The sequence below is a fragment of the Pollutimonas rozaliensis genome (genome assembly GCF_048751585.1).
GTDB lineage: Bacteria > Pseudomonadota > Gammaproteobacteria > Burkholderiales > Burkholderiaceae_B.
Genome location: NZ_JAZHOB010000012.1, coordinates 111,132 through 133,543, shown reverse-complemented (window position 1 = coordinate 133,543; position 22,412 = coordinate 111,132). Strand labels below are relative to the sequence as shown.

Below are 22,412 nucleotides of genomic sequence, written 5' to 3'. Positions count from 1 at the left end.
AGAAATGCAGAAACCCGCCGCACCGCAAAAGACCGTCCTGGAAACGATTCTGGACTGGTCAAAGGATCGTCCACTCTGGCAGCGTGACGCCCTGCGCCGCATCATCGCAAACGGCCGTCTGACGGACGCCGATATCGGCGAACTCGTGGACCTTTGCAAACAGGGCAAAGGTGCACCCGTAGGCGCGCTGAAAGCGGTACCGCTGGAGAAGGCCCACCTTCCGGCCAACCCCGGTCAGACCGCCGCGGTATCGCTTCTGTCGATTGCCGACGTGACCGGCGTGAACAACCTTGCCGCCGGCCAGGCACTCGGCTTCGAGCCGAATGGAATCACGATCATCTACGGCGACAACGGTGCGGGCAAGTCCGGCTACGCACGCATCCTGAAGCGCGCATGTCGTGCAAGGCATGCCGGAAAGATCGAACCCAATGTGTATGCCGATCAGCCCCCGAAGCGCGTCGGCGCGAACATCGCGTACGGGGTCGGCGGTACGCCGCAGCCGGTCGAGCAGTGGCAGAACGGCACAAATCCGCATGCAACGCTGTCAGCGGTGAGCGTGTTCGATAGCGACTGCGCCTCAGTGCATATCCGCGAGAAGAACGAAGTTGCATTCCGACCCTTTGGACTGGACGTACCGGATGAGCTTGCTGCAGCTTGCCAGTCGGTGAAGGATGCCCTCGCAGCTGAGCAGAAGCAGCTTGAGAAGGCCCGCAATCCGATCTTTGCGGCGCCAACCTGGAAGGCCACCACGGCCGTGGGGAAGGCGCTTGCGGCGCTGAACGCCAATACTGACGCAAAGAAGATTGAAGCCCTGGCGGTGCTCTCGGCAGACGAAAGCGCCCGTCTTGAGCGTCTGCGGGAAGACCTGTCGAAGAATCCGGCCAAGGCGGCAGCGGAGCAGACCGTTAAAGCCGACAACGTCATGCGGCTGATTACCGTGATGAACAGCGTTGCAGCCAGAACCACCGATGAGGAGCTGCTGGCAGCCGCTGCCCTCGCCAAGGACGCACGGTCGAAACGGGACGCTGCACGTCTTGCCGCGGAGAAGGCCTTCACGGGCGAACCCCTTGCCGGCGTCGGCGGCGAGACGTGGCGGGCGCTATGGGATTCCGCCCGACGCTACTCGACGGAGATCGCATACCCCGGAGAACCGTTCCCGCCGTCGGCCGAAGACGCGCATTGCATGCTTTGCCAGCAGCCATTGGAAGCTGAAGCACGTGCACGGATGGCACGCTTCGAGGATTTCATCCAGAAGGACACGGAACAGCTGGCACGCGAGGCAGAGAAGGCGGCTCAGATCGCACGTCAGACCATAGCTACCGGGGCAATCGGCACGCGGGCGGTGAAGGCCAGTCTCGACGAGCTGGGCCTCCAGAATCAGGAGCTGCAGCAGCAGACGCGCCGCTTCATCGCCGCAGCCCGGCTGCGGCGCCACGTTCTGCTCAAAGCCTTGGGCGGAAACGGCGAGGTACAGCTTCCGCCCGTTCCGCTGTCGCCGCTGCCTGATCTCGGCCAGCTTCAGACCATGATCCGCAGCTACGCCGCCGAGCTGCGCAAGTCCGCTGACGCGGATGAACGCAAGAAGCTGGAAGCCGATTTCGCCGAGCTGAGCGACCGGGCGCTGCTCGCTGGCATGCTGCAGGTCGTCACTGACGAGATCCAGCGGCTGAAGAGCATCCGGTTTCTGACCGAGTGTGCGGGCGAAACGGCGACGAACACCATCACCAAGATGGGCAACGACATTGCCGACACCGTGATTACTCCCCGGCTGCGCGACAGATTTCAGGAGGAGATTGTCAGGCTTGCGGCCTCGAAGGTTCGCGTCGAAATCGTGCGCTCCGGCGGCAAGTACGGCTCACCGCAGTATCAGGTGCGCCTCTTCGCCAAGCCGGATGCCAAGGTCCACGAAATCCTGAGCGAAGGGGAAAAGACCTGCGTGGCGCTGGCCGCCTTCATGACCGAGCTTGCCACCGCGATGCACCGCTCTGCTCTGGTCTTCGATGACCCGGTGTCCTCGTTGGACCATCGCTGGCGTGGGCAGGTGGCCAAGCGTCTCGTGGAAGAAGCGGAGAACCGTCAGGTCATTGTCTTCACGCATGATCTGGTGTTCGTGAACGATCTGAATGACCACGCGACGAAGACCGGGCGGGCAGTGCGGCTCACGACGCTCAGTCGTGGCGCCGCGGGAGCCGGTATGGTGGCCGACGGCCTGCCCTGGAAGGCCCAGAGCGTCGAAGATCGCATCGACAAGCTGGAGAAGGCGGCACGTGCGGTAAAGCTGCTGCATGACAACAACCAGGAAGACGAGTACGCGGTCGAGGTGGCAAAGCTCTACAACTCGCTGCGCGCCACATGGGAGCGCGGCCTGGAAGACATCGCTTTCGTCCGCGTTATTCAGCGCCACAGGGACTACATCAACGCCAAGGACCTGAAGAAGGTCAGTGCGCTCACCGAGGCTGACTGCGATGCTTTCGCCGCTGGATTCAAGAAGTGCTGCGACATTGTTGACGCACACGATCCATCCAGCGGTAGGAATGCCGCGCCGCCACCACCTACTGATCTCTTTCAGGACATCCAGGCTTTGAAGGACTGGGCCGCGTCTCTGCGAGACAGGCAGAAGAAGATTGCTTGAAACGTATTCGTTCACGCCGATGCTGACGTGCTTGACGAAACAGAGAACCGAAACTACGGCATCGTTCATCTGACCTGGCGCAGGGCTGCAGCTACAGATACTTCTTGAACGTCGCCGCCGCAATGCACACCGCCACGCCGAGCAATGCGGCGCTGGGCAGCAGGATCAGCAGCGGGTTCACGCTGACCGGCAGTGCCAGGTAAGTCACCCACGGCAGCACGGCCAGCGGGATCAGGCTGGCCCTGGCGCGGTGATAGATGAACCCCGATTCGCGTCCCGCGCCGAAGCGGCGGATGTCCCGGCGTACCAAGCCGTCCACCAGCCCGACGAAGGCGACCATCAGGAACAGCGGCAGGGTCAGGCACAGCACCAGCAGCCGCACGAGGAAGACCAGCGTCGTGTAGGCCGCCGCGATCAGGTAGCTCTCCACGTTCACGTAGACCAAGCCGATGTAGTAGCGAAAATCCTTGGTCGGGCGGTGGCTGCCGGCGCTGGCCTGCGCCGAGGCATCGCGTATCCAGTCCAGCAGACCGCTTTTCACGAACAGCCAGTCGTAGCCTTGCTCGACCAGCCGGTGTGCGGTGCGCCCCGGCTCCTGCACCAGCGCGCTGCGCGTGAAGTGCGTGGAGAGCTGACCCAGCTCGTAGTGCAGCATGCCCTGCGCGTGGCGCCAGCCCTGCTCGGGCCAGAAGAAGTGCATGCCGACGCATTCGATCAGGATGCACAGCAGCAGCGCGCCGCACAGCACGCCGAAGAAGCGGAACGGCAGCGTGACCAGGCCGGCGATCAGGCCTTGCTGTCGCTGCTGCTGGCGCTGGGCCGCGACGGCCGGATCGCTCATGCTTCGGCCTCTTCACCGACGGCCGCCATCTGCTTGAAGTCGTCCAGCAGGTCGGCGGGCAACCCGCTGTCCTGCAGGCCGGGCAGGCCGGGCAGGCCCTGATTGTCCCACCAGTCGCCGGCCTCGACGTAGTGCTGGCGCATGTAGCCGGCCAGCTCCTGCAGATCCTTCGGCATGGCCTCGTCGGGGTCGGGCGCCGGCAGCGGCATGCGGACTTTCCATAGGTTGCCGCCCTCGATCAGCGCGAAGCACTGCCCCTTGGGCAGCGCAACCACATGCGCCGGCTCGATCAGCGGCACGCTGTTGCTGCTGATGCGGTCCTGGGTGTTGGACGTGAAAGCGGTATTGCCGCGCGGGTCGGAACTGTCGGTGGCGCCGCTCATCAACGCCGTGGCATACACCTCGACCTTGGGCAGTTGTCGCGTCAACAGCTCGGCGGTGGCGGTCTCGCGCACGCGCAGCATGAACAGATTGTTGAAGTTGCCGACCACCTGGCCGGCCTTGGCCCTGTTGCCGATGCGGGCCTCGATGTCGCTCAAGGTCTGCGTGTAGGCCGTCACCTGCACGCCGGCACCGCCGCCCTTGTTGACCATCGGAATGAACTCGTCGCCCATGAGTTCATTGAATTCGTCGGCGTGGACGTTGATCGGAATCTTGGCGCTCATCGCTGCGCCGGGTAGCCCGTCGTCGATGCCGAATTTGTAGATGTGGCCGGCGACCGAGACCAGATCGCTGAACATCGAGTTGCCCACCGCCGCCGCGACTTCGGCGTCGGACAAGCCACGAGGCAGGGCAAAGAGCGCCAGGGGCCGGCCCGCGTCATTTCACGGCCTTCTGTGCGTCCAAAGTCCTTTTCAACGACTGCGCCAGCTCCGCCGCTTTGCCTTTGCCCCAGTAGTGCAGAAAGACGTAGCGCGGCTCCTCGTGCGTCATGTGGTTGTGGATCGCCACGATGTTGATTCCTTCTCGCCGCAACACCTTGAGTACGGTCTGGAGTTCCTCCTCACGCATCGCGAAGTCACCGTCCACCACGGCCCGCTCGTCGGTCCCTGCAAACGCAGCCCAGGTGTTGACGCCCATCTCATTGCCGACGGGTGTGCCGTACATCTTCGCCTCGCGCCCGAAGCTCACCTTGACCATGCCGTCCTTCACTTGCGGCTTGGCGCCGAGGATTTCCTCGATGCGCGCCGCGGTGATGCTGCTGGGCGTGGGAATGCTGCCGCCAAAGGCCTTTGCGGGTTTGGGTTGGCTTGCTCGCACCTGCGCGACCCGGTCATACACAGCCTTGACCCCTGTGGCCAGTTGCCGCGCATCGCCCATCCCGCCGATGTGCATGAAGTAAACCTTGGGCTGGTCGAAGAAGAAGTGGTTGTGCAGCGCCGTCACTTCCAGGCCGGCTTCAAGAGCGGCGCTCATGGCCGGATTGACCTCGTCCTCGAACAGCACCGTGTCGCCCATCATCATCGTGCTGCCGCCCATCGGCGTGAATGCAGCCCACGATGTCAGGCCCATGAAGGGGGGCATCGTCCAGCGATCCACGCTGATCTTCACGTCATCGCGCGGCTTGCTGACCTTGAAGACGTTCTCGGTCTTGTTGTAGTTGCCCTTGAGTCCCGTCACGGACTCGATCGTTGCCGTGTCGACCGTCGGTCCGGCCGCAACGGCCATTTGCATGCAGACTGCTGTTGCTGCGGCGAAAAGGATTCGGGTTTTACGGGTCATATTACCTCCTGGTGGGGATAAACGATCAACACATCGTTCCGGGCGCCTCCCTCCCGCAGCAGGATTGAACGTACTGGCGAGTTCGGATTTCGGGGTTTCGGGTTTGATGGTGCGGTCCATGTTCAGGCTCCCAATCGGGTGAAAGCCGCTTCGGCGGTGGTCCAGGACAGGTTTTGCATGAAGGCGTCCACGTAAGCCCCGGCCTTGGCGCCGAAGTCCATGTGGTAGCTGTGCTCGTACATGTCGAGGGCGATCAGCGGCGTGGCGCCGGGCAGGTTGTGGGCGTGGTCGGCGGCCCAGGCGTTCACGAGACGCCCCCGGCGCGGACTCCACACCAACAGGGTCCAGCCGGAGCCGCCGCCCTGGGCCTTGCCCATGGCCGTGAATTGGGCGCGCCAGGCGTCCATGGAGCCGAAATCGCGCACGATGGCCGCCTTCAGCGTCCCGCCAGGGTCGCCTCCCGCGCCACCGAGGGAATCGAAGTACACCTCGTGCAGGATCATGGAACCGCTGGCGATCATCTCCTCGCGCTTGAGGCCGTTGATCTCGAACACCGGCGCCGCTCCCCAGTTCAATTGCGCCAGCTCTTGCTCGATGGCGTTGAGACGCTTGACAGCGCCGCCGTAGTTGTTCTCCCAATGGCTGACGATGAGTTTCTCAGACAGGCCGGTGAGTTTGGCCGGATCGCATGAAAGGGACTTCAGTTCGTAAGGCATCTTGGCTTCCTCAGCAAGGTGGATCGGAAACGGCGCGACGAAGGCTGACTCGATCAGGTTCAGCCTTGGCCCGGAAACACCAGCCACCCCGCCAGTCCCGCCGCGAGGATCACGACGACGACGTTGAGCTTGTTCTTCCAGACATAAAGGAATGCCAGGGCCGCGGCGAAGATCGACATGCCCGCCGTCAGCGATGGCACGCGTTCGGCAGTGACCCGCGCCAAGTCGATTGTGGTTGCGCCGATCAGGCCGACTACCCCAGCCGCGACGCCGTCCAGAAAGGCGTGTAGCCGTTTGTTCTCCACGACCGCCTCCAGCCGGTCGTAGAAAATCAGCGAGAACGCAAAGGCCGGAAGAAACACACCCACCGTCATGGCCACCGCCCCGATCGGCCCCCCCGCCACATAGCCGACGAACGTGGCGAAGATGATGAGCGGTGCCGGCAGCACACCGGACAGCGCCAGGCCGTCCAGGAACTGCCCATCCGTCATCCACCCGCGCCCGACGGCGTCGTTGCGAACGAACGGAATCGCTGTGTAGGCGCCGCCGAAGGTGAGCAAGCCGGCCTTGAGGCCTGAGGCGAAGATGAGCAACACCGAGGCTTGGCCCCGAACGACCGTTTCCACCAGCTTTGCTGTTGGCTCAGCCCAAAATGCCATGGCCGTGGCCAGCGCCACCGCTGCCAGCGTCACTAGCAGTGCTGAGGCCCGATGCTTGAGCACGAGCAGGGCGTACACAAGCCCACCCACGGGCAGGGTGATCCAAAAGTCGACACGAACTATGGCTGCCAGCGCGCAAACGATGGCAATGGCCCACAACCAGCGATCGAGCAGGATGTGCTCGCCGATGCGGTGCACGGCGCGCACGATCAGGGCGATCACGGCCGCCTGTACGCCAAGGAACGCAGCGCCCAGCGCGGTACCCACGATGTCAATCTGGAAGTACAACCAGGACAGCGCGAACATCAGCAAGAATCCGGGAAGCATGAACCCGAGTCCCGCCAGCATGCCACCCAGCCGCCCTTTCGCTCGGATGCCCAAATGAACGCATAATTCGTGGGCTTCGGGTCCGGGCAGCACCTGCATCACCGCAAGCAGCTTGTTGAAGCGTTTGACGGAGATCCAGCGTTCCTCGTCCACGAGCTCGCGGCGCAACATGCCGATCTGAGCCACAGGCCCGCCCCATGCGAGCAAGCCGAACTTGAGGAAGCGAACGAAGAGCTGCAGGTAGCTCATCGCTGGAGGGACGGCTTCAGTCGTGGCATCCGTCTGAGGACGGGTCAGGGTGTTCACGTTATTTTTTCCTCGTAACTCTTCAACAGCCAATCAAAAACTTCGCACGCGCGAACAAGCAGCGCGTCGTCGTCGGATTCGGATGCCCTCAGGCCCGCGAGCAGCTGTTCGATGCCCGGCGCTTCCGGTACCGGCAGTCCGCCCACGTCCAGGCAATGCACCACTTCGCCCAGGCGCGTCAGCGCCCGGTCGTCCTCCAGGCCAAAACTCGCCAGCAGCGTCTCGAAGGTGACCTTGGTACCGACGTGGCTGAACGTCGCACCGTCGAAATCGAAGCCGAGCCAATCGGCTTTGCAGTCGGCGGGACTCGTCAGCCAGACGATGCGGGCCTTCGGGTCGATAAACCGGCGGATCAGCCAGGCCGAGGCGAGCCGGTCGACCCACGGACGGGCCCGCGTGGCCCAGACACGGCCCCGATAGTCGGCCCGCTCCAGTCGCGGAATGTCAGCCTGCCGAGGGGTCGGCTCGTCGGGAGAAAGCCGGCGGGTGAGCGCGTCGCGCAGGTCGTCGAGCAGGCTCAAGGTCTGCCGCTGCGCCTCGCCGGGGAAGAAGTCGATGCGCGCCACCTGCTCGAAGCGGCGCACGAGCGGCTGGAGCTTACGCGCGGCGGCTGCGCCGTCCAGGGATGCCAGGCTCCGTCCGAGCCCTTTGATCTCCTCGACGATGCCCGCGTACTCCTCGCCCCGGTCGAACAGGGCGCGCAGCGCGGCTTCCTGAGCTTCGTCACACCCCGACAGTCGATAGACCTCGCCGCTGCCCCCGGCCTCGACCGACTGCGCCGCCACTTCGTCCAGCGCCGTAGCGCTATCGGCCGAGTCGGGCAGCAGATAGACCCCATCGCGCAGCGTCGCGCAGCCCAGCGCCTTGACGGAGCGCCAGACGCGCATGCGGCCGGTCGATGCCTTGGTGGGCAGGCTGATGAACAGCGCGAGAAAGCTCAAGCACGGACTCCTTTATCGCCAAGGGGTGGGTAATGAGTTATATATCTTACTGCATGTTATAGATCAAACGAAATCTACGAAGTTGCGTAGCGAGTCCGTCGGATCTGATCCCAAATCGCATGGTGCCCGCCGATGCGCCGACCAGCCTTATCAAGGAACGCTGGGAGAAGCTGGTGATGGCCGATGCTGGCATTGACCGGCACTACTACGGCCGCGCTTTTTTGTTTTCTGAAACGCTCCCCTGAAATAGCGACTGCGGCAACGACCGAAGACAAGAATTCGGCCCCCGAAGGGGCCGATCAAGAGGGAAACAATCTCAATGCACCAACTGCCGCGCCAACGCCACCTCCACCGAGTCGCCATCCTGGTTCAGGACATCGAGCCCTGATTCGGGCACGTCGCCGGAGGTGGATTGCGACACCATGATCTTCTTGGCCATCAGCCCCAGGCAGGTCATCTGCGAGGAGTTGGCGTAGCCGAGGTAGATCACCTTGACCGACTGCTTCTGACCGATACGCCATGAACGGCGTGCGGCCTGCTGCAGCGAATACACGTTGTAGCCCGACTGCATGAACACGATCGTCGGGAACTCCAACAGGTCCAGGCCGGTTTTCACCAGCTCTGGATTGGTGACGAGCACGTCGATACCGCGGTCCAGCTGCTCGGCGATCCAGTCTTCCCGGCGGGAGGCATCCACGCTCGCGCGCAGTACCGCCACCTTGAAGCCTTCCTGCTCCAGCAGCACCTTCAGGCGCGACGTGGTGTCGCGCGTGCCGGTGTAGACCGTATAGACCAGGGTCTTGCGACCTTCTGCTTTCTCCTGCTTGCAGATATCAATCAGCTCGCGCTCCTTGGGCATCACCTCCAGCTCGTTGAACTGAGCCGGGACGAAGGCCAGGGTGTTGCGCGTGCGTGGATGCACCACCGTCTCCGACCGGAAGCAGCAATCCGGCCAGGCCAGCAGCACGTTGAGGACCACACCCAGCAGCGTCGTGTCGCGCTTCGCCAGGGCCTGCTTCAGCTCCGCGGTCAGCCGTCCCGCCAGATCGCGATAGGCCGCGGATTGCGCCGTGTCCATCGTGACCTCACGGAACTCCTCGTCGTAGGGCGGCAGCACGTTGCCGCCGATGTCCTTCAACTTGAGGAAGACGGTGAACGGCAGAACGCAACGCAGCACGCCCTTCGGACCGAAGCCCGGCGCCTTGACCGTGCGCACCGATACTTTGGTGCCCTTGGCGGTCTTGTGCGCCGTGCCCGTGCTCTCGGAGTAGATGTCCTTGAGCACGCCGTGATCGCGCATGAACGCCATCGCGGCCGACGTCATGGAACCTTGCTTGGTCGGCCGGTAGCCGTCTTCGATCATCCGCCCAGGCAGGGCGCGGAACAGCAGGTGGAACAGGTCGTCGCCGTAGCCGCCCATCAGCGTGCCGGTGAGCAGCAGCGTCTTGCGCGCCTTGGCCGCCAACACCCCCATGGCCTGGCCCTGTGCGGAGCCGCCGTTCTTGTACTCGTGCGCCTCGTCGGCGATGAGCAGGTCGAACGCGCCTTGGGGAAGCTGCCTCTTGATGAACTCGGACGGCTGGTAGCCGCCCTCGCCGAAGCCGAACTCCATGTTGGCCATCGCACGTTCCATGCGATGGGCTTGCCGGTCCGAGAAGACCAGCTCGCCGTTGCCATCCATCAGGTTGATGAACTCGTGGATGTTGTCCCCGAGCATCGACGCGAGAAAGGCGTCACCGAACTTCTGCATCAGCTTCTGCGCGGTGACTTCGCCAATCGTGGGAATACGCTTCAGCGCCTTGAGCACGGTCGAGGACTGGTCACTGGCGGACAAGCCCCTGGGACGGATCAGCGTCCACAGCGGTGCGGCGCAATGGCTGCACTTGCGGCGGCTCTCTTCGGCTTCGAGTTCGACCGGGTTGATGGGCTCGCCGTCGAGGTCGGTGATGATGTGGCCGCAGTCCGGGCACGCCGCCACGTCGCCGTGGGGCGTGCGCCGCCGGGTGAAGACGGGCTTCCAGTGGAACCCCATCCGCATCCGCACGCGGCCCAGGACGAAGAACTCCTGACCCTGCGCCGGTACACCCAACTGCTCGCGCAGCTTCAGCAGCTTGACCAGCGTGTCCGGGCCGTTGAGCACCCAGACCTTGGCGCCGGCCACCGTCTCCTGGATTTCCCGCCGCCACTTGTAGACCAGATGCGGCGGAGAAAGAACCAAGGTTCGGCGGTAGCCTTCGGCGTTGAGCACGGCGGCGGTGGCAATACCCACCGTCGTCTTGCCGCATCCCATCTCGCCATTGACGATCGCGGCGCGTTCACCGCTATCGACCAGCAGCTCGGTGACGGCATGGACCACATCGGCTTGCGCCTGGAACAGCTTGCGCTTGAGGGCTGCGAGGATGAGTTGCCGATGTACCCGCACCTGGCCGGTGTAGACCGGGGGATTGGCACGGTTGAGCGAGTCGAGCAGCTCGTCGCCGAACTCCGACACGAAGTCGGTCAGGCTGATGGCGAGCGGAGAAGATGCGGCTTCGAGCAGGTCGCCCTGCACGGGCGAGGCATCGGAAACAGCCGCGGGAACAGTTTCGAGATCAAGTGACATGGTGATGCTCCAATGAAAATGGGGCATGCACCGCCCCCTGCGGGGCGATGGCATGCCCCAGGGGTGGGAAGAGAAAGACGGCCGAGCCGTCAGAGGACGATCAGTACTCGGATGGCAGCAGCAGCGTGGTGACGCTGCGGTCCCACTCGGTGATGATCCAGAGCTTCAAGGTCGGCGTGACCTGGTAGGACGAGAACAAGCGGTCTCCGGACTTCAATGCAGCGTCGTTGGAACGCCGGTCGCAGTCATCGAGATCGCCCCAGTCGCAACGCAGGTGGCGGCGCAGATAAGGCACCGGATTGAACTGACCCTGCTGGACCAGATCGTTGATGCCGGCGGTCATGACCACTTGTCCGGATGGGAACCGTGGTTGCGAGACGAGATTGAGAACAGCGAGTGCCATGGTGATTTCTCCTTCAGAAAGAAAAAGAGGCCACGGCACCCCATCGGGGCGACATGACCCCGGTGGGTGGACAAAGAAGGCGGCGAAGCGCTGGCAGCTTGCCGTCAGGGAACAACGATCAGCGGATGATTAGCACCTCGCCCCGCGTGGCGGAGCCCGGTGTCATGTCCCAGGCACGGATGACCGGCACGAACTTGTCGGTGAGGATGCGTGTCTCGGCCACGGAGCCGTCGTCGCGTTCGGTGTATTCCGTCTGGAGAGTCTTCTCCTTATGGGTATCACCTTTCACGACGAGCGTTCTGCCGCTCTTCGAGGTCACGACGCCCGAGATCGCGCCCGCGGCCAAGGCCAGAGCGAGATGCCAGTGGGACAAGGCCCGCGCCGGTGGACGCAGCGACTGCTGCGCGGCCCCCAGGTGGGTGTCGAGCGACGGCCATAGCCCCTGCAGTCGGCCGACTTCATCGGCGAACTGCTCAGGCTCCATCGTCACGCGATAGAAGTGCTCCGGCTCCGCGGGAGACACTGGGACGGTGTACTGCAGGAACGGCCATTCCACTGGCAGTTCCTCGGCCTCAGCATCGCCTTGCCCGATCTGCAACAGCAGCCCGCGCACGGCTTTGGCCGAGTCCGACGCCTGGTCGCGCTGGCGAGCCCGCCGACCGAAGATCACCACCTGCTTGAACTGCGCCTCTACCGCACGGTAGATCCGCAGGTCTGCGAAATGGCGCGTCAGCCATCCGACCAGCTCCGGATCGAGCACGTAGGACGGCACGATGAAGATCAGCACACCGCCGTATTGCAGCAGCGGCAGGCTGCGCTGATAGAACAACTTCTCCAGCCTGGCACGACCTTGGCCCTGATAGCCGATGTTGCCGTTGACGTCCTTGGAGAGGTCGCCATACGGCGGGTTCAGCCACAACAGGCCGAAGCTCTGCCGGCTGATCAGCGAGTCCATCAGGTCGCCGTGGAGGCAACGATCGACCAGTTGCCGGGCGTGGCGGGCACGCTCGGCGTCGTACTCGACGGCATAAGCCGAAACCTGCTCGCGCCCGAGGGCGTGCGCAGCTTCGGCAATCGCCACGCCTTCGCCGGCGCAGGGATCGAGGATGGAGAGCGGGCCAGAGGCTGGCGCCAGTGCGGACAACGCCCGTTCCAATGTGGGCTCATCGGTCGGGAAATAGCCGTTTTTGATGAAGTTGCGCGCAAGGCGCGGGAACATGAGAGCCATAAGAACCTCCTGAAAGGAAGTGGGATGAAGGAAGACGGGCACGCGCGCCGCGCATGCCCGTACATGGAGATGACTCAGGCCACGCGCCGAAGCGGTGCGCCGGAAGCCAGCTCGTACCGCGACGCCCCGAGGGTGCCGTTGCGAATCAGGTCACCCAGCGCGGTGGTCAGCGCCGGGACGTCGATCGCCAGCCGATGACCTTCCAACGCGCCGATGGCGGATGGCAGGCGGCTCAGCATCGCGCGGGCTTGCAGCAGTTCCAGCACGGTGTCGCGCCAGTGATCGAGCAACGGCAGTGGGCAGGTGTCCTGCACCAGCGTCCACAGCCGATCGGTGCGATGCGATGAATCCCTGGGCAGCAGGGCCAGCGCGCCGGCGTTGGCCTTGTCGGGCTTCACGCAGCGGCGGTCGAACAACCACAGGTTGACCATGGAACCGAACAGCGTGCGCCGGAAGACGCGCGTGGAGCGTTTCTCCAGGTTCTCGACGTTGCCGACGAAGACCGGGATCGATCCGCCCTGTTCGGTGATGACGTGGAACTGGTCCAGCCCCTGTTCGTCGCGCCCGAGGGTCAGACGTGCCAGGAACTCCTGGATGGCTGTGTCGCGCGCCCAGATGGAAAGGAACACGAGATTGCCCTGTTCGTCGCCGACGCAGCCATCGGCCATCAGGTCGGGGCATTCGTCGATGCGGTAGAGCGGCTTGGGATCGGAGTGTGCAGGCATGGTGATGTCCTCTTGGATAAAGGAAAGGGACAGCACTGCCCGCTGGGGCAAGTACTGCCCCGTGGGGTGGAAAAGGAATGGCTCAGTCCGGCTTGAACTGCCGGGTGGCCGGATTGAAACGAAGCGCCTCGTCTGCCTTGCGGATCGGCGTGAAGCCTTCCAGGTAGATGTTGGCCGAGTAGTTGTCGCGGTAGGTCAACGCCTGCCGTGCCTGCTCATCGGTGAGGCCGTTGGCGATGAAGTGGTCGAGCAGTTCCTCGTCGGGCGAGACGTCGTTGTTGGACAACTGGTCTTCGACGAAAGACAGCAGCGATGCCGGAAGAGACGCGAGGATGGAGTCCATCGTGAGCCTCCTGGGATCAGGCCGACACCGGCGTAGCCGGTAGGGTCGGCGTGCGACGACGCGCGTGGTAGGCGCGCACGCCTTCGCGCCACTGGGGGGACTGCTCGGGCGCCATCGCCAGATAGCTGAGCGGGCACGAGTAGTAGTACGGGTGCATCGACTCATCCATCGGCTTGTAGCCCCATTCATTGCCGGAGCCTTCCAGCAGGTCGCAGCGGATGTAGTGATAGGAGTCGCCAACCCCGAGGCCCGGCTTGATGCCTTCCTGCTTGGCGGTGATGCGCACGACGGACCACAGCACGTTGCCGCGCAAGGTGTGTGCGACGGTCTCCGCGCGAAGCTGCTCGTTGTCGCGGGGTTCGATCAGCTCCTGGATCAGCTGATGGCGGGATTGCCTTGAGAAATACCAGCCCATGAGAGTTCTCCTTGAAGAAAAAGCCGGAGTCCTCCCCATCGGGGAAGAACCCCGGCGGGTGGTGACTGACCGCTTGCGCGGCCGATGGATCAGGCGGTGGCGAGGTGCCAGTCCTGAGACAACGGGGCGAACGAATAACCCAGCACCCCGAGGCGGTCGCGCTGCTGACGCAGGACACGACGATCCACGGTCGGATCGAGCTTGACGCTGTCGCCCAGCGGCCAAAGCGCGCCGAACAGTGCGGTGTCGTCTTCCTCGGCCGAGGCTTCGAGAGACGGCTTGGCTGCTTTCTCCGTGCCGAACGGCGTGGTATCGACCAGCGGATCGCGGGTCTTGCGACCCTTCGCCTTGGCAGGTGCCGGGGCTGCGACAGGCACAGGTGCCTGCGCCTCTTCGTCGATCGGATCGACTTCCTGCGGACTCAGCCGGCGGGCTTCGTCACGGCTCAGGGGATCGATGCTGGACAAGGTCATACCGCCCAGGTGGGCGCGAATCTCGATCACCATCCGCCCACTGGTGTTGTAGGTGGAGGGCCGGATCTCGGTGATGATGAAGTCGCCGTCGTACTTGCCTTCGGCGTACTGGTCGAGTTCGGCATTCTTGATGACGAACTCGCCGATGGAAGTCGCCAGACGGCCGACGTTGAAGTCGCCGTTGCGACCGTGGATGGTCTTGATGGCCAGTTGGCCTGGAACATTGATCATGGATAGCTCCTTTCGACGAATGAGCGATCGCGTGCCGCCGGCGCCGAAGCGCAAGCGGTGCTCGATCGAAGGGGAAGAAAACAAGGCCCCGGTGCATGCGCATGGGGCCTTGCAGATCAGAACGACTCGGCCAGGGCCGGCGCGTCAGCGGGTGCATCGGCGTCGTCATTGGCGGCGGCTTCGGATGCGGGCGCGTCCTGGGCTGCCGACGCGCTGGAGGGTGCTGGTGCATCCTCGCTCGCCGCGTCATCGGTCGTCTTGGGCTCGGCCTTGTAGACCATCTCGCCATCAATCTTGATCCAGTTCACAAAGAGCAGGCGGGCCTTCAGGCTGACGCCCTGCTGGCCGGCATTCTTCCCCTTGGAGTAGGTGAAGATGTCGGTCCACAGGTCGCCGAGGCGGAAGCCGATCAGCACCTTGCGTTCGGCCTTGACGGCCTCTTCGCAACGGCGGACCAGATGCTGAGCTTCGCTGCCGGACACCCGCACGTCGAAACGGCGGTACTCGGGAGCGTTGCTCGGACCATTGAGCGCTGCGATGTCGCAGGCCAGGAACGGCTCACCTTTCTTGGGCTTCACTTCGCGGATGCGATTGAGATACCCGAGGCCAGTGATGTGCAGGTCGAAGAACGATTTTTCGGATGAAGTGGTCATGGTGAATCTCCAGACTTGAGAACAAGAAAAGCGGAGACACACCGACCCTGGCGGGGAGGTGTGGAAACCCCCGCGCGGGTTGTGGATCGTGAGACCCGGAAACAACTACCGTGGCATCTCCATCGATGACTCGACGGACGTTCGCGCTATGGATGCCGAGAGCGAACTGGGGTGGGGGATAGATCACGGTCAGGAACTGCCTGCCGTTGTGATCGCGGAAGCACGTGCCGTCCGGTACGGCAACCCAGGTGATCCAGTCATGGACCTCCAGCGTCGTGCCGCGAACGATTCGGGCTCTGAACCAGCGGCCGGGCAGTTGGCCGTCGCCGTAGAACCCGGCGCTGGTGCGCGCGTGATGCGCGTTGAGCCGCCGGACGATTTGTCTGAGCGTCAGGGACATGTGCCACTCCTGAGATGAAGAGGAGGAACACGGCCCCGGCAGGGACACGTGTCCCTCGTAGGGTTGGAGAAAAGGTGCGAGTGCGACGGCGAGGCAGGCTCACCAACCGTTGTAGTTGAGGACCAAGTCGGCGATGACCTTGCGCCGCTCCAGATCGAGGCCGCCGAAGTCGGACAGCCCCTCGAAGCCGCAACGCTTGAGCATCGCGCCGCCTTCGCGGGCGTTGTAGAAGCTCACCATCGCGGACAGGAACATCCGCTGGCCACTGCTCAGGACACCCAGGGCGTCGTTGAGCATCAGCATGTTGGGCCGCAGCTCCCACTTGGTCGTGGCACGCTGCAAGCCTTCGCGGGTGCCGTCGCCGAACCACTCGGCGCCGGCGATCTCGGCACCGCGCTTCCAGGCCTGGAAGAACGCGGACGGGGCCTGGGTGAAATGCGCATCTTCCCGCGCGATCTGATCGAACACTTCTTGAGGCAATGACAAGCTCATGAGGAATCTCCTTGGATGGCAGGGGCAATCACGGGTGCGAGCGCTGTGTCCACGCGCCTGTCGCCAGGGCTTTGGCTGCGGCGTCGCGGCTGGGGAAGTACTCGAAGGACTCGCGGGAGCAAGGTCCGTCGTGGTCATCGAACGCGCCGATGTAGTAACCAGCGGCACTGCGAAGAACCTGCAGAGGCAGGCGCTTGCCGACAAAGGTCAGGGCCAGGTAGCCGATGGAATCGGCTCGGGCCGCCTGTGCCGTGATGGGTGGCGAAGTGGAAGCAAGGGACATGGGGCTCTCCATGGGGAAAATGGAAAGCTCAATCCCGACGGGATGAAGGAACTTCCCGTGAGGTGGATCGAAGCATCGACGCCAGGTATCGGCGGCGTCCGCGCGGGCGATGCGAAGCGGACTGGTTCGGTCTACGCGGAAGGTTCCGCGGCGCAGCCTTGAAGACCGGAGCTGCCTGGGCATGGCGCTGACGGAGTCAGCAACGCATGGGCTTAGCTTCGGAGAGCAGTGCGAGCTTGTCGTGCAACAAATCGAAGCTGCGCGGTTCCTGATTTCCAAGCGCTGGATAGCGCTGTCGCCATTTAGCAGCGCACACGAAAAGGCCCCGCAGTGCGGAGCCGGTTGTGAAACAGGGAGCAGAGGTTGTCGGCCGTGCGGCCGGCGTGTTTCAGGACAAGGAAAGACCAAGGTGCCGAAGGCTGGAGGCCTTCGGCTGGATGACAAAGGAGTGCCACCCGTGGGCTGCTACAGGCGTGGGGCCGTCGTCAAAGCCGCCGCTGCACCAGCAATCGCACTCGACCGGTATCGTGGCTGGGGTCGATATCCTCTGGCACGCATCCGCGCACAAAGGGCGCCCGTTTTTTCACCGGCGGGCACCGGCACCGAATACCGTCGACCCCGAAGAGTCTCCTGGCGGCTCGCGAGACGAGGCGCCAGGAGACTCTTCTGAGTGAACGGAAGAACCGCGGATCAAGGGAATCGCGTGGGGCGCCATTCGCGGACCAACTGCCTTCTCGCCCTGTGGCCACACGTGCCAGGCAGGACGCGCACACCGTCGCAGAAGGGATCGCGTGCTGGGGAGGCCCCGCAACGCGCGGGGCGCATGCCTCGCCGCCGGGGGAGCGGCAGGCGCGGCAGACGTGTTTTCAGGCTTCAGGACGCCTTGGGTGACGCGCGCCGCTTGCGCGGCGCCGGGCGTTTGCCCGTCGAAGATTCGACAGGCAGTGTGCCCTTGCAGTCTGGGTAGCGGCTGCACGACCAAAAGATGCCGCTCTTGCCGGTGCGCTGGCGCATCGGCGACGTGCACAACGGGCAGGCCGGCGTCGGCGGCAGCTTGAGGGACAACCTGGTGCCGCGGTGCTGCTGGACCAACTGCGTGATCCAGGCCGACTGCTTCTCGATAAAGGTGTCCAGCGTCATCTGGCCGGCCTCGATCATGTCCAGCGCCTGCTCCCAGATCGCCGTGGTGCCCGGATCGGCAATCGCCACCGGCACCGCATCGATCAGCGTGAAGGCCGCATCCGACGCGCGGATGGCGCGGCCTTTCTTCAGCAGATAGCTACGGCCCAGCAGGCCGTTGATGATGCTGGCGCGCGTGGCTTCGGTGCCGATACCCGTCGTTTCCTTGAGCTTCTGCTTCAGTCGCGGGTCGGTCACCAACTTGGCAACACCCTTCATGGCCTTGATCAGTTCGCCCTGGGTGTAGGGCTTGGGTGGCAAGGTCTTCAGCGCCTTCATCTCAACTTGCTCGACGCCGCACTGCATGCCGCTGGTCAGCGGCGGCAGGATCTGACCGCGCTGCGCCGGCTCATCATCCGACTTCTCCGGACCAGCATTGACCAACGCCAGGCGCCAGCCAGGCACGACCACCTGCTTGCCGGTCGCCTGCAGTGGCTGGCCACCGCTGGTCAACACCGCTGTGGTCCGATCGAACTCATGGTGCGGCAGGAACTGCGCCAGGTAGTGGGACCGGATCAGGCCGTACACCGCCTGTTCCTTCTCCGACATGGCTGAAAGCCGGGTGGGTTCCAGCGTCGGGATGATGCCGTGGTGAGCCGTCACCTTGTCGTCATTCCACGCGCGTGAACGTTGGCTGCGGTCCAGCTTATCGATTAGCGGTCGCAGGCCGGGATCGGTGGCGAGCAAGGCACCGAGGACGGCCGGCACTTCGGCCAGCATGCTTTCGGGCAGGTAGCCCGAGTCGGAGCGTGGATAGGTCGTCGCCTTGTGCGTTTCGTACAGCGCCTGGGCAATGTCCAGCGTCTCCTGCACATCGAGGCCGAGCTGGCGCGAACACACTTCCTGCAAGGTACCCAGGTCGAACGGCAGCGGTGCGGCTTCCCGCACGCGCTCGGTCTCGACCGACACCACCCGCGCCTCGCGGTCGGCGCGGATACGATCGGCTGCGTGCTGCGCCACCGGCTGCTGGAGGCAGCGTCCCGCCGCATCGGAGGTGCTGTCGGGCGGCAGCCAATGGGCGCCGAAGGAGTGGCCCGACTGAGCCAGCAAGACCTCGACCGTCCAGTACGGCACGGATACGAACCTAGCGATCTCGCGGTCGCGGTCGACCACCAGGCGCAGCGTGGGGGTCTGTACCCGACCGACCGACAGCACGCCCGAGTAGCCGGCTTGGCGTCCGAGCACGGTGAACAGCCGACTCAGGTTCATGCCGATCAGCCAGTCGGCACGCGAGCGGGCCAGGGCCGAGTAGTACAACGACAGCGTCTCGGCCGAAGGCTTCAACGCGCCCAGCGCTTTGCGGATCGATGCATCGTTGAGCGCCGACAGCCACAGCCGCTGGATTGGGCCGCGGTAGCTGCACAGGTCGAGGATTTCGCGGGCGATCATTTCGCCTTCGCGATCGGCGTCGGTGGCGATCACCAACTCGCTCGCTTGGGCGACGAGGTGCTTGACCACCTTGAATTGCGCTGCGACCGAAGCCTTGACCTCGACGCGCCAGCGCTCGGGAATGATAGGTAGTTGCTCGATGGACCAGCGCTTGTACTGCTCGCCGTAGCCTTCGGGCGGAACCGCTTCGATCAGATGGCCGATGCACCAGGTCACGACGGTACCCGAACCGCTGTAGCAGCCGGAACCTCGCTGGCCGGCGCCCAGCACGCGGGCGATGTCCTTGCCTTGCGAAGGCTTCTCGCACAGGAACACGCGCATGGAGCCTCCTCGGATACGTGCTGTTGATCGGATGGACGACAGCATGTCCGCGCAGGGAGAACTCGACAGCAAGGAAGCGGAACGGGATGGACACCGATTTGTGTGGACGACAGGAAAACGCCGCCCGCAGCGGTGTGGGCAGGTCGCTGCGGAAGGCGTTACGGAAGCGTCGTGTCGGGAGGGCGACTGGAAGCCGATGGACGTCGATGACGCTATCCCCAGGGGATAACTGGTGCATGGCGGGCGGTTGACGGTTGCTACAGCCGCCCTCGAAGGACATCTATTGGCCGGCGGCCGGCTTGGTGCCGAGCACCACCGCCTCGACGCGATACGGCAGGATGCCCACACGCCTGGCCTCGATCTTGAACGTGACCCGTTCGTTCTCGTCGGCATCCTCCCACTCGTCGCGCACCGTGCGGCCATCGACCAGTACGCGCATGCCTTTCTGGTAGAGACTGGCCCAGTGCTCGGCATCGCGATGCCACAGTTCCACCGGCGCCCAAAAGCCGCCGCGGTCCTCGTATTCACCGTCCTTCTTCGGCACCGGGTTGTCGAAGTAGACGTTCAGGCGCAGCAGACGCCGCGGTTCGTCGTTGCCGTTGGTGAACTCGCGGTACTCGGGCGCAGAACCGATGTTGCCTTCGCCGCTGAAATGCGTGCTCATGGTGCCTCCTGTCGCGTGGTGGGTTGGATCGAAACGCCGTGCCCGTGGTGGACACGGCGCAGGTAGACCGCCTCGGCCTGGGACATCTTGTCGGCGCATTCCAGGGCCTGGCGGGCAATGCTGTGAGTCAGGCTGATCTGCATGTTCAGCGCGATGCGCTGCAGCTCCATCGCGTAGAGATCGTCGACCAGGCGATCGGGCGTGGACGGGCTGGCGATGAGGTGCTGCCACAGCGTCACACCCATGCTGGACCGGTCGAGGTTGCGCCAGCGCAGGAAGGTCGTGCCTGCGCCAGTGGTCTGCTGAGCCAGTTGCGAGCCGAGCAGGTTGAAGGGGTAGGTGCGTGCCTGCGGCAGCACTCGTCTCATCGCCAGCGCGATCAAGTCGTCGCGCAGCGCCATGCATTGGCTGGCCCAGGCCTCCAGACTTCCCTTACCTTTAAAAGGCTTCAAAAGGCCTTTTAGGTAGGCGGCGTGTTCCAGTCGCTGGAAGTCGGGCTGTTCCAGCGGCATGAAGTGTCGAGGCGCCGCGGAGGATTGCGCCGTCATGCTGGTGCATCCCCATCGGTGGATTCGGTCGCCTTGGCGGACTTCCTCGACCTCTTGGGTTTGTCGGGCTTGGCGGTGTCCTCGTCCGTCGCAACGGCTTCGGCCTCGTCCGCGGTTGCCGCCGGTGTGCTGGCCCTGGCCTCGGCAGGTTCGCGCTGCATGGCGGTCAGTGGAGTGCGGCGCACCAAGGGCGGCGCGAAGCGCGAGCGGTGTGTGCCTTCGAGCACCTCCTGCGGCAGCGGCCCGTATTTCTCCAGTGCGACACGCGCCGCGGCGTTGTTCGCAGCGAAGTCATCGCGCTGGGTGCCGGAATAGCGGTACTGCTGGGCCAGCGAGAACAGGCTGCGCAAGGCGTGCGCGCCATCGTTGAGCCAGCGCTCCAAGGTGCTGCGGTCGATCAGCGCCGTGTGGTGGGCCAGGATCAGCTTGCGGGCCAGGTCGTCGTAGTCGGCCAGCAGGTAGACCGCCATGAAGCCGAGCTGTGCATTCACGAACAGCGGCAGCTTCACCGGCTGCACGTTCATGTTCTCGCCCAGCGACAGCGCTGGCGGCACGTCGGCCAGGGCCTGATCCACCTGTTCGCGCAGGGTCTGCAGGCGGGTCTTGGTGTCGGCGAGCTTGTCTTCGATCCGCAACATCCACCAGTCCGAGTACGGGTCGTCCTGCTCGGCGCCGCGCTTCATCTTGTTCATGGCGCCGATGAAGCCGTTGAGTCCGATGATGCCGGGGCGCCCCTCGGTCGGCGCACGGCCGTGCCAGATGCGCGAAGCGTGGTGCGTGTGCAGCGTCAGCGACATCGCGCTGCGCAGCGATCCGAGATTCAGTTGCAGGGGTTCTGTGCGTTCGTTGGCCATGGGAGCGACTCGCGGTGAAGGGGCGAGTCGCCAGCATCGGCATCGGCCGGAAGGCTGTCAGTCAACAAACCGCAGCCCATGCGCGCCCGGTTTTGTTCCGCACGGAAGGCTGTGAGTGCCGGCTATCCCCTGGGGATAGCTAGGCGAAGTTGTTCGCGGCTCGCGCGGAGGTGAGACCGCGTTGCGGGGCTATGCCTCGCGAGGTCTGTACCAGGCGGCCCGTTGCCCCTCCACCTCACGGTAGCGAAGCTCGAACAGGCGGCACTCGTGCACCACCTGCCGCCAACTGCTGCAGCCGTACTTGGCTGGAAGCTGCTCGGGATGCCGGTCCGCGATCCAGCGGCCAGCGGCGACGATGGGTGTCCAGCCCTCGACGGCCAACTGCGCGGCGGCCTCGCGCAGCGCGCGAACGATGCCGGCGGCCGGCCAGTCCACCGTGCCGTCCGGCGCGATGCCATTGACCACCAGGTCGTGGAACACATCCGACTGGACGAACTCCGCTGCCAGGCGCCGCGCCTGATCCATGTGCTCGGCCCAGCCGCGCAGCTGCTCGAAGTGTTGATCGATGCGCGTGTAGGCGGAACCGAGTTCGTCCTGTGCAGCGCGGCACCCGTCCACGGTCCATAGATCGTGCTGGTCGATGAAGTGGTGCACCAAGGTGTTGCGCAGCGAGACCAGGTCTTTGAGGTCGGCCTGGGTCTTGGCGTAGTCCTGCGCAGACAGGCTCAGTTGCACGCGCGTGCGAAAGGAAATCACGTCGCCGGGAAGATCGTCGTCGCGTTCCTTGCCACCATTTCCATCGGTGACGACATACGAACCAAACAGTTGTCCGACCAACGTGCCCAGGGTCTTGGTCGCGGCATCTTCGATCCGCGCTGCGCGAATGGCCTCCTGCGAATGCGCCGGGCCTGAAATCTCGTGGTGCGCCACGATGGCTTTCATGAGGCGCTCGTATTGTTGAAGGCGCAACAGGCACCTGCCCAGCAAGCGCTGAACGTCTCGCTGTAGTGGTTGCAGTGCGTTTGTGACGGGGGAAGTCGTCATGTCCATCGTCGGCCGGGCTCG

The 22,412-nt window shown here is 64.3% G+C and carries 22 protein-coding genes and 1 pseudogene; 2 read left to right on the top strand and 21 right to left on the bottom strand.

From position 1 onward, the window contains the following. Window positions 1–4 precede the first annotated feature (4 nt). Window positions 5–2,632 (top strand): AAA family ATPase, encoded by a 2,628-nt coding sequence (locus V0R37_RS20950; protein ID WP_033470540.1) that lies wholly within the window; start codon window positions 5–7, stop codon window positions 2,630–2,632. A gap of 91 nt (window positions 2,633–2,723) precedes the next feature. Here the strand turns inward: V0R37_RS20950 and V0R37_RS20945 are convergent, their stop codons facing one another. From V0R37_RS20945 to V0R37_RS20920, 6 genes and pseudogenes are all read right to left on the bottom strand, one after another. Further along, on the bottom strand, window positions 2,724–3,473 hold the full coding sequence (locus V0R37_RS20945; protein WP_033470542.1) for a TIGR03747 family integrating conjugative element membrane protein: 750 nt from the start codon (window positions 3,471–3,473) through the stop codon (window positions 2,724–2,726). Continuing rightward, window positions 3,470–4,252, bottom strand: a pseudogene (locus V0R37_RS20940) (TraM recognition domain-containing protein); the annotation flags it as partial. The pseudogene V0R37_RS20940 and the gene V0R37_RS20945, both read right to left, overlap by 4 nt. A 40-nt stretch (window positions 4,253–4,292) precedes the next feature. Continuing rightward, window positions 4,293–5,147, bottom strand: a complete 855-nt coding sequence (locus tag V0R37_RS20935; RefSeq protein WP_048512706.1) for a DUF1259 domain-containing protein — start codon at window positions 5,145–5,147, stop codon at window positions 4,293–4,295. A gap of 170 nt (window positions 5,148–5,317) precedes the next feature. Next, window positions 5,318–5,911 carry a superoxide dismutase gene (locus tag V0R37_RS20930; protein ID WP_033470572.1) on the bottom strand — a complete coding sequence of 198 codons (594 nt, stop codon included), beginning with the start codon at window positions 5,909–5,911 and terminating at the stop codon, window positions 5,318–5,320. A gap of 59 nt (window positions 5,912–5,970) precedes the next feature. Then, window positions 5,971–7,146, bottom strand: a complete 1,176-nt coding sequence (gene chrA, locus V0R37_RS20925) for a chromate resistance efflux protein ChrA (RefSeq protein ID WP_033470574.1) — start codon at window positions 7,144–7,146, stop codon at window positions 5,971–5,973. Window positions 7,147–7,199: 53 nt separating this feature from the next. After that, window positions 7,200–8,144, bottom strand: coding sequence for a chromate resistance protein ChrB domain-containing protein (locus tag V0R37_RS20920; protein WP_033470577.1), 945 nt, complete (start codon window positions 8,142–8,144; stop codon window positions 7,200–7,202). Window positions 8,145–8,263: 119 nt separating this feature from the next. Here V0R37_RS20920 and V0R37_RS20915 point away from each other — a divergent pair, with 119 nt between their 5' ends. Continuing rightward, on the top strand, window positions 8,264–8,389 hold the full coding sequence (locus V0R37_RS20915) for a hypothetical protein (protein WP_255398788.1): 126 nt from the start codon (window positions 8,264–8,266) through the stop codon (window positions 8,387–8,389). A 71-nt stretch (window positions 8,390–8,460) separates the two neighbouring features. On the opposite strand, the gene V0R37_RS20910 is transcribed toward V0R37_RS20915, so the two are convergent. The 15 genes from V0R37_RS20910 to V0R37_RS20840 form a co-directional block, all read right to left on the bottom strand. Further along, a complete protein-coding gene (locus tag V0R37_RS20910) occupies window positions 8,461–10,746 on the bottom strand; it encodes a helicase-related protein (RefSeq protein WP_088384481.1) in 2,286 nt (761 codons plus the stop codon). 100 nt (window positions 10,747–10,846) lie between these two features. Beyond that, the gene (locus V0R37_RS20905) at window positions 10,847–11,149 is read right to left on the bottom strand and encodes a hypothetical protein (protein ID WP_033470583.1); all 303 of its coding nucleotides are present in this window, start codon (window positions 11,147–11,149) and stop codon (window positions 10,847–10,849) included. A 118-nt stretch (window positions 11,150–11,267) separates the two neighbouring features. Next, complete coding sequence (locus tag V0R37_RS20900) at window positions 11,268–12,377, bottom strand: DUF6094 domain-containing protein (RefSeq protein ID WP_033470585.1); 1,110 nt, start codon at window positions 12,375–12,377, stop codon at window positions 11,268–11,270. A gap of 74 nt (window positions 12,378–12,451) precedes the next feature. Further along, a complete protein-coding gene (locus tag V0R37_RS20895) occupies window positions 12,452–13,102 on the bottom strand; it encodes a hypothetical protein (RefSeq protein WP_033470650.1) in 651 nt (216 codons plus the stop codon). A gap of 82 nt (window positions 13,103–13,184) precedes the next feature. After that, the gene (locus V0R37_RS20890; protein WP_033470588.1) at window positions 13,185–13,445 is read right to left on the bottom strand and encodes a hypothetical protein; all 261 of its coding nucleotides are present in this window, start codon (window positions 13,443–13,445) and stop codon (window positions 13,185–13,187) included. A gap of 16 nt (window positions 13,446–13,461) precedes the next feature. Then, on the bottom strand, window positions 13,462–13,860 hold the full coding sequence (locus tag V0R37_RS20885) for a hypothetical protein (protein ID WP_033470590.1): 399 nt from the start codon (window positions 13,858–13,860) through the stop codon (window positions 13,462–13,464). Window positions 13,861–13,949: 89 nt separating this feature from the next. Beyond that, window positions 13,950–14,564 (bottom strand): DUF3275 family protein, encoded by a 615-nt coding sequence (locus V0R37_RS20880; protein WP_033470592.1) that lies wholly within the window; start codon window positions 14,562–14,564, stop codon window positions 13,950–13,952. Between the two features lie 116 nt (window positions 14,565–14,680). After that, window positions 14,681–15,217: an STY4534 family ICE replication protein gene (locus tag V0R37_RS20875; protein ID WP_033470593.1), complete on the bottom strand. Its 537-nt coding sequence runs from the start codon at window positions 15,215–15,217 to the stop codon at window positions 14,681–14,683. Between the two features lie 499 nt (window positions 15,218–15,716). Next, on the bottom strand, window positions 15,717–16,109 hold the full coding sequence (locus V0R37_RS20870) for a hypothetical protein (RefSeq protein WP_033470607.1): 393 nt from the start codon (window positions 16,107–16,109) through the stop codon (window positions 15,717–15,719). Window positions 16,110–16,137: 28 nt separating this feature from the next. Further along, the gene (locus V0R37_RS20865) at window positions 16,138–16,392 is read right to left on the bottom strand and encodes a hypothetical protein (RefSeq protein WP_033470653.1); all 255 of its coding nucleotides are present in this window, start codon (window positions 16,390–16,392) and stop codon (window positions 16,138–16,140) included. 873 nt (window positions 16,393–17,265) lie between these two features. Further along, window positions 17,266–19,281 (bottom strand): DNA topoisomerase III, encoded by a 2,016-nt coding sequence (locus V0R37_RS20860; RefSeq protein ID WP_086077285.1) that lies wholly within the window; start codon window positions 19,279–19,281, stop codon window positions 17,266–17,268. 280 nt (window positions 19,282–19,561) lie between these two features. After that, entirely contained in the window at window positions 19,562–19,945 is a 384-nt protein-coding gene (locus V0R37_RS20855) for a single-stranded DNA-binding protein (RefSeq protein WP_020685569.1), read from the bottom strand. Next, window positions 19,942–20,493, bottom strand: a complete 552-nt coding sequence (locus V0R37_RS20850) for a DUF3158 family protein (protein WP_033470614.1) — start codon at window positions 20,491–20,493, stop codon at window positions 19,942–19,944. Before V0R37_RS20850 ends, V0R37_RS20855 begins: the two co-directional genes overlap by 4 nt. Further along, window positions 20,490–21,347 carry a PFL_4669 family integrating conjugative element protein gene (locus V0R37_RS20845; RefSeq protein WP_232468106.1) on the bottom strand — a complete coding sequence of 286 codons (858 nt, stop codon included), beginning with the start codon at window positions 21,345–21,347 and terminating at the stop codon, window positions 20,490–20,492. Before V0R37_RS20845 ends, V0R37_RS20850 begins: the two co-directional genes overlap by 4 nt. A 189-nt stretch (window positions 21,348–21,536) precedes the next feature. Continuing rightward, window positions 21,537–22,289 (bottom strand): OST-HTH/LOTUS domain-containing protein, encoded by a 753-nt coding sequence (locus tag V0R37_RS20840; RefSeq protein ID WP_033470616.1) that lies wholly within the window; start codon window positions 22,287–22,289, stop codon window positions 21,537–21,539. Between the last annotated feature and the right edge of the window lie 123 nt (window positions 22,290–22,412).

What these genes read in the sequence shown, in the direction of transcription:
- V0R37_RS20950 (WP_033470540.1), top strand. Translation starts at nt 5, where the DNA reads ATGCAGAAACCCGCCGCACCGCAAAAGACCGTCCTGGAAACGATTCTG.
- V0R37_RS20945 (WP_033470542.1), bottom strand. Translation starts at nt 3,473, where the DNA reads ATGAGCGATCCGGCCGTCGCGGCCCAGCGCCAGCAGCAGCGACAGCAA.
- V0R37_RS20935 (WP_048512706.1), bottom strand. Translation starts at nt 5,147, where the DNA reads ATGCAAATGGCCGTTGCGGCCGGACCGACGGTCGACACGGCAACGATC.
- V0R37_RS20930 (WP_033470572.1), bottom strand. Translation starts at nt 5,911, where the DNA reads ATGCCTTACGAACTGAAGTCCCTTTCATGCGATCCGGCCAAACTCACC.
- chrA (WP_033470574.1), bottom strand. Translation starts at nt 7,146, where the DNA reads ATGAGCTACCTGCAGCTCTTCGTTCGCTTCCTCAAGTTCGGCTTGCTC.
- V0R37_RS20915 (WP_255398788.1), top strand. Translation starts at nt 8,264, where the DNA reads ATGGTGCCCGCCGATGCGCCGACCAGCCTTATCAAGGAACGCTGGGAG.
- V0R37_RS20910 (WP_088384481.1), bottom strand. Translation starts at nt 10,746, where the DNA reads ATGTCACTTGATCTCGAAACTGTTCCCGCGGCTGTTTCCGATGCCTCG.
- V0R37_RS20905 (WP_033470583.1), bottom strand. Translation starts at nt 11,149, where the DNA reads ATGGCACTCGCTGTTCTCAATCTCGTCTCGCAACCACGGTTCCCATCC.
- V0R37_RS20900 (WP_033470585.1), bottom strand. Translation starts at nt 12,377, where the DNA reads ATGGCTCTCATGTTCCCGCGCCTTGCGCGCAACTTCATCAAAAACGGC.
- V0R37_RS20895 (WP_033470650.1), bottom strand. Translation starts at nt 13,102, where the DNA reads ATGCCTGCACACTCCGATCCCAAGCCGCTCTACCGCATCGACGAATGC.
- V0R37_RS20890 (WP_033470588.1), bottom strand. Translation starts at nt 13,445, where the DNA reads ATGGACTCCATCCTCGCGTCTCTTCCGGCATCGCTGCTGTCTTTCGTC.
- V0R37_RS20885 (WP_033470590.1), bottom strand. Translation starts at nt 13,860, where the DNA reads ATGGGCTGGTATTTCTCAAGGCAATCCCGCCATCAGCTGATCCAGGAG.
- V0R37_RS20880 (WP_033470592.1), bottom strand. Translation starts at nt 14,564, where the DNA reads ATGATCAATGTTCCAGGCCAACTGGCCATCAAGACCATCCACGGTCGC.
- V0R37_RS20875 (WP_033470593.1), bottom strand. Translation starts at nt 15,217, where the DNA reads ATGACCACTTCATCCGAAAAATCGTTCTTCGACCTGCACATCACTGGC.
- V0R37_RS20870 (WP_033470607.1), bottom strand. Translation starts at nt 16,109, where the DNA reads ATGAGCTTGTCATTGCCTCAAGAAGTGTTCGATCAGATCGCGCGGGAA.
- V0R37_RS20865 (WP_033470653.1), bottom strand. Translation starts at nt 16,392, where the DNA reads ATGTCCCTTGCTTCCACTTCGCCACCCATCACGGCACAGGCGGCCCGA.
- V0R37_RS20860 (WP_086077285.1), bottom strand. Translation starts at nt 19,281, where the DNA reads ATGCGCGTGTTCCTGTGCGAGAAGCCTTCGCAAGGCAAGGACATCGCC.
- V0R37_RS20855 (WP_020685569.1), bottom strand. Translation starts at nt 19,945, where the DNA reads ATGAGCACGCATTTCAGCGGCGAAGGCAACATCGGTTCTGCGCCCGAG.
- V0R37_RS20850 (WP_033470614.1), bottom strand. Translation starts at nt 20,493, where the DNA reads ATGACGGCGCAATCCTCCGCGGCGCCTCGACACTTCATGCCGCTGGAA.
- V0R37_RS20845 (WP_232468106.1), bottom strand. Translation starts at nt 21,347, where the DNA reads ATGGCCAACGAACGCACAGAACCCCTGCAACTGAATCTCGGATCGCTG.
- V0R37_RS20840 (WP_033470616.1), bottom strand. Translation starts at nt 22,289, where the DNA reads ATGAAAGCCATCGTGGCGCACCACGAGATTTCAGGCCCGGCGCATTCG.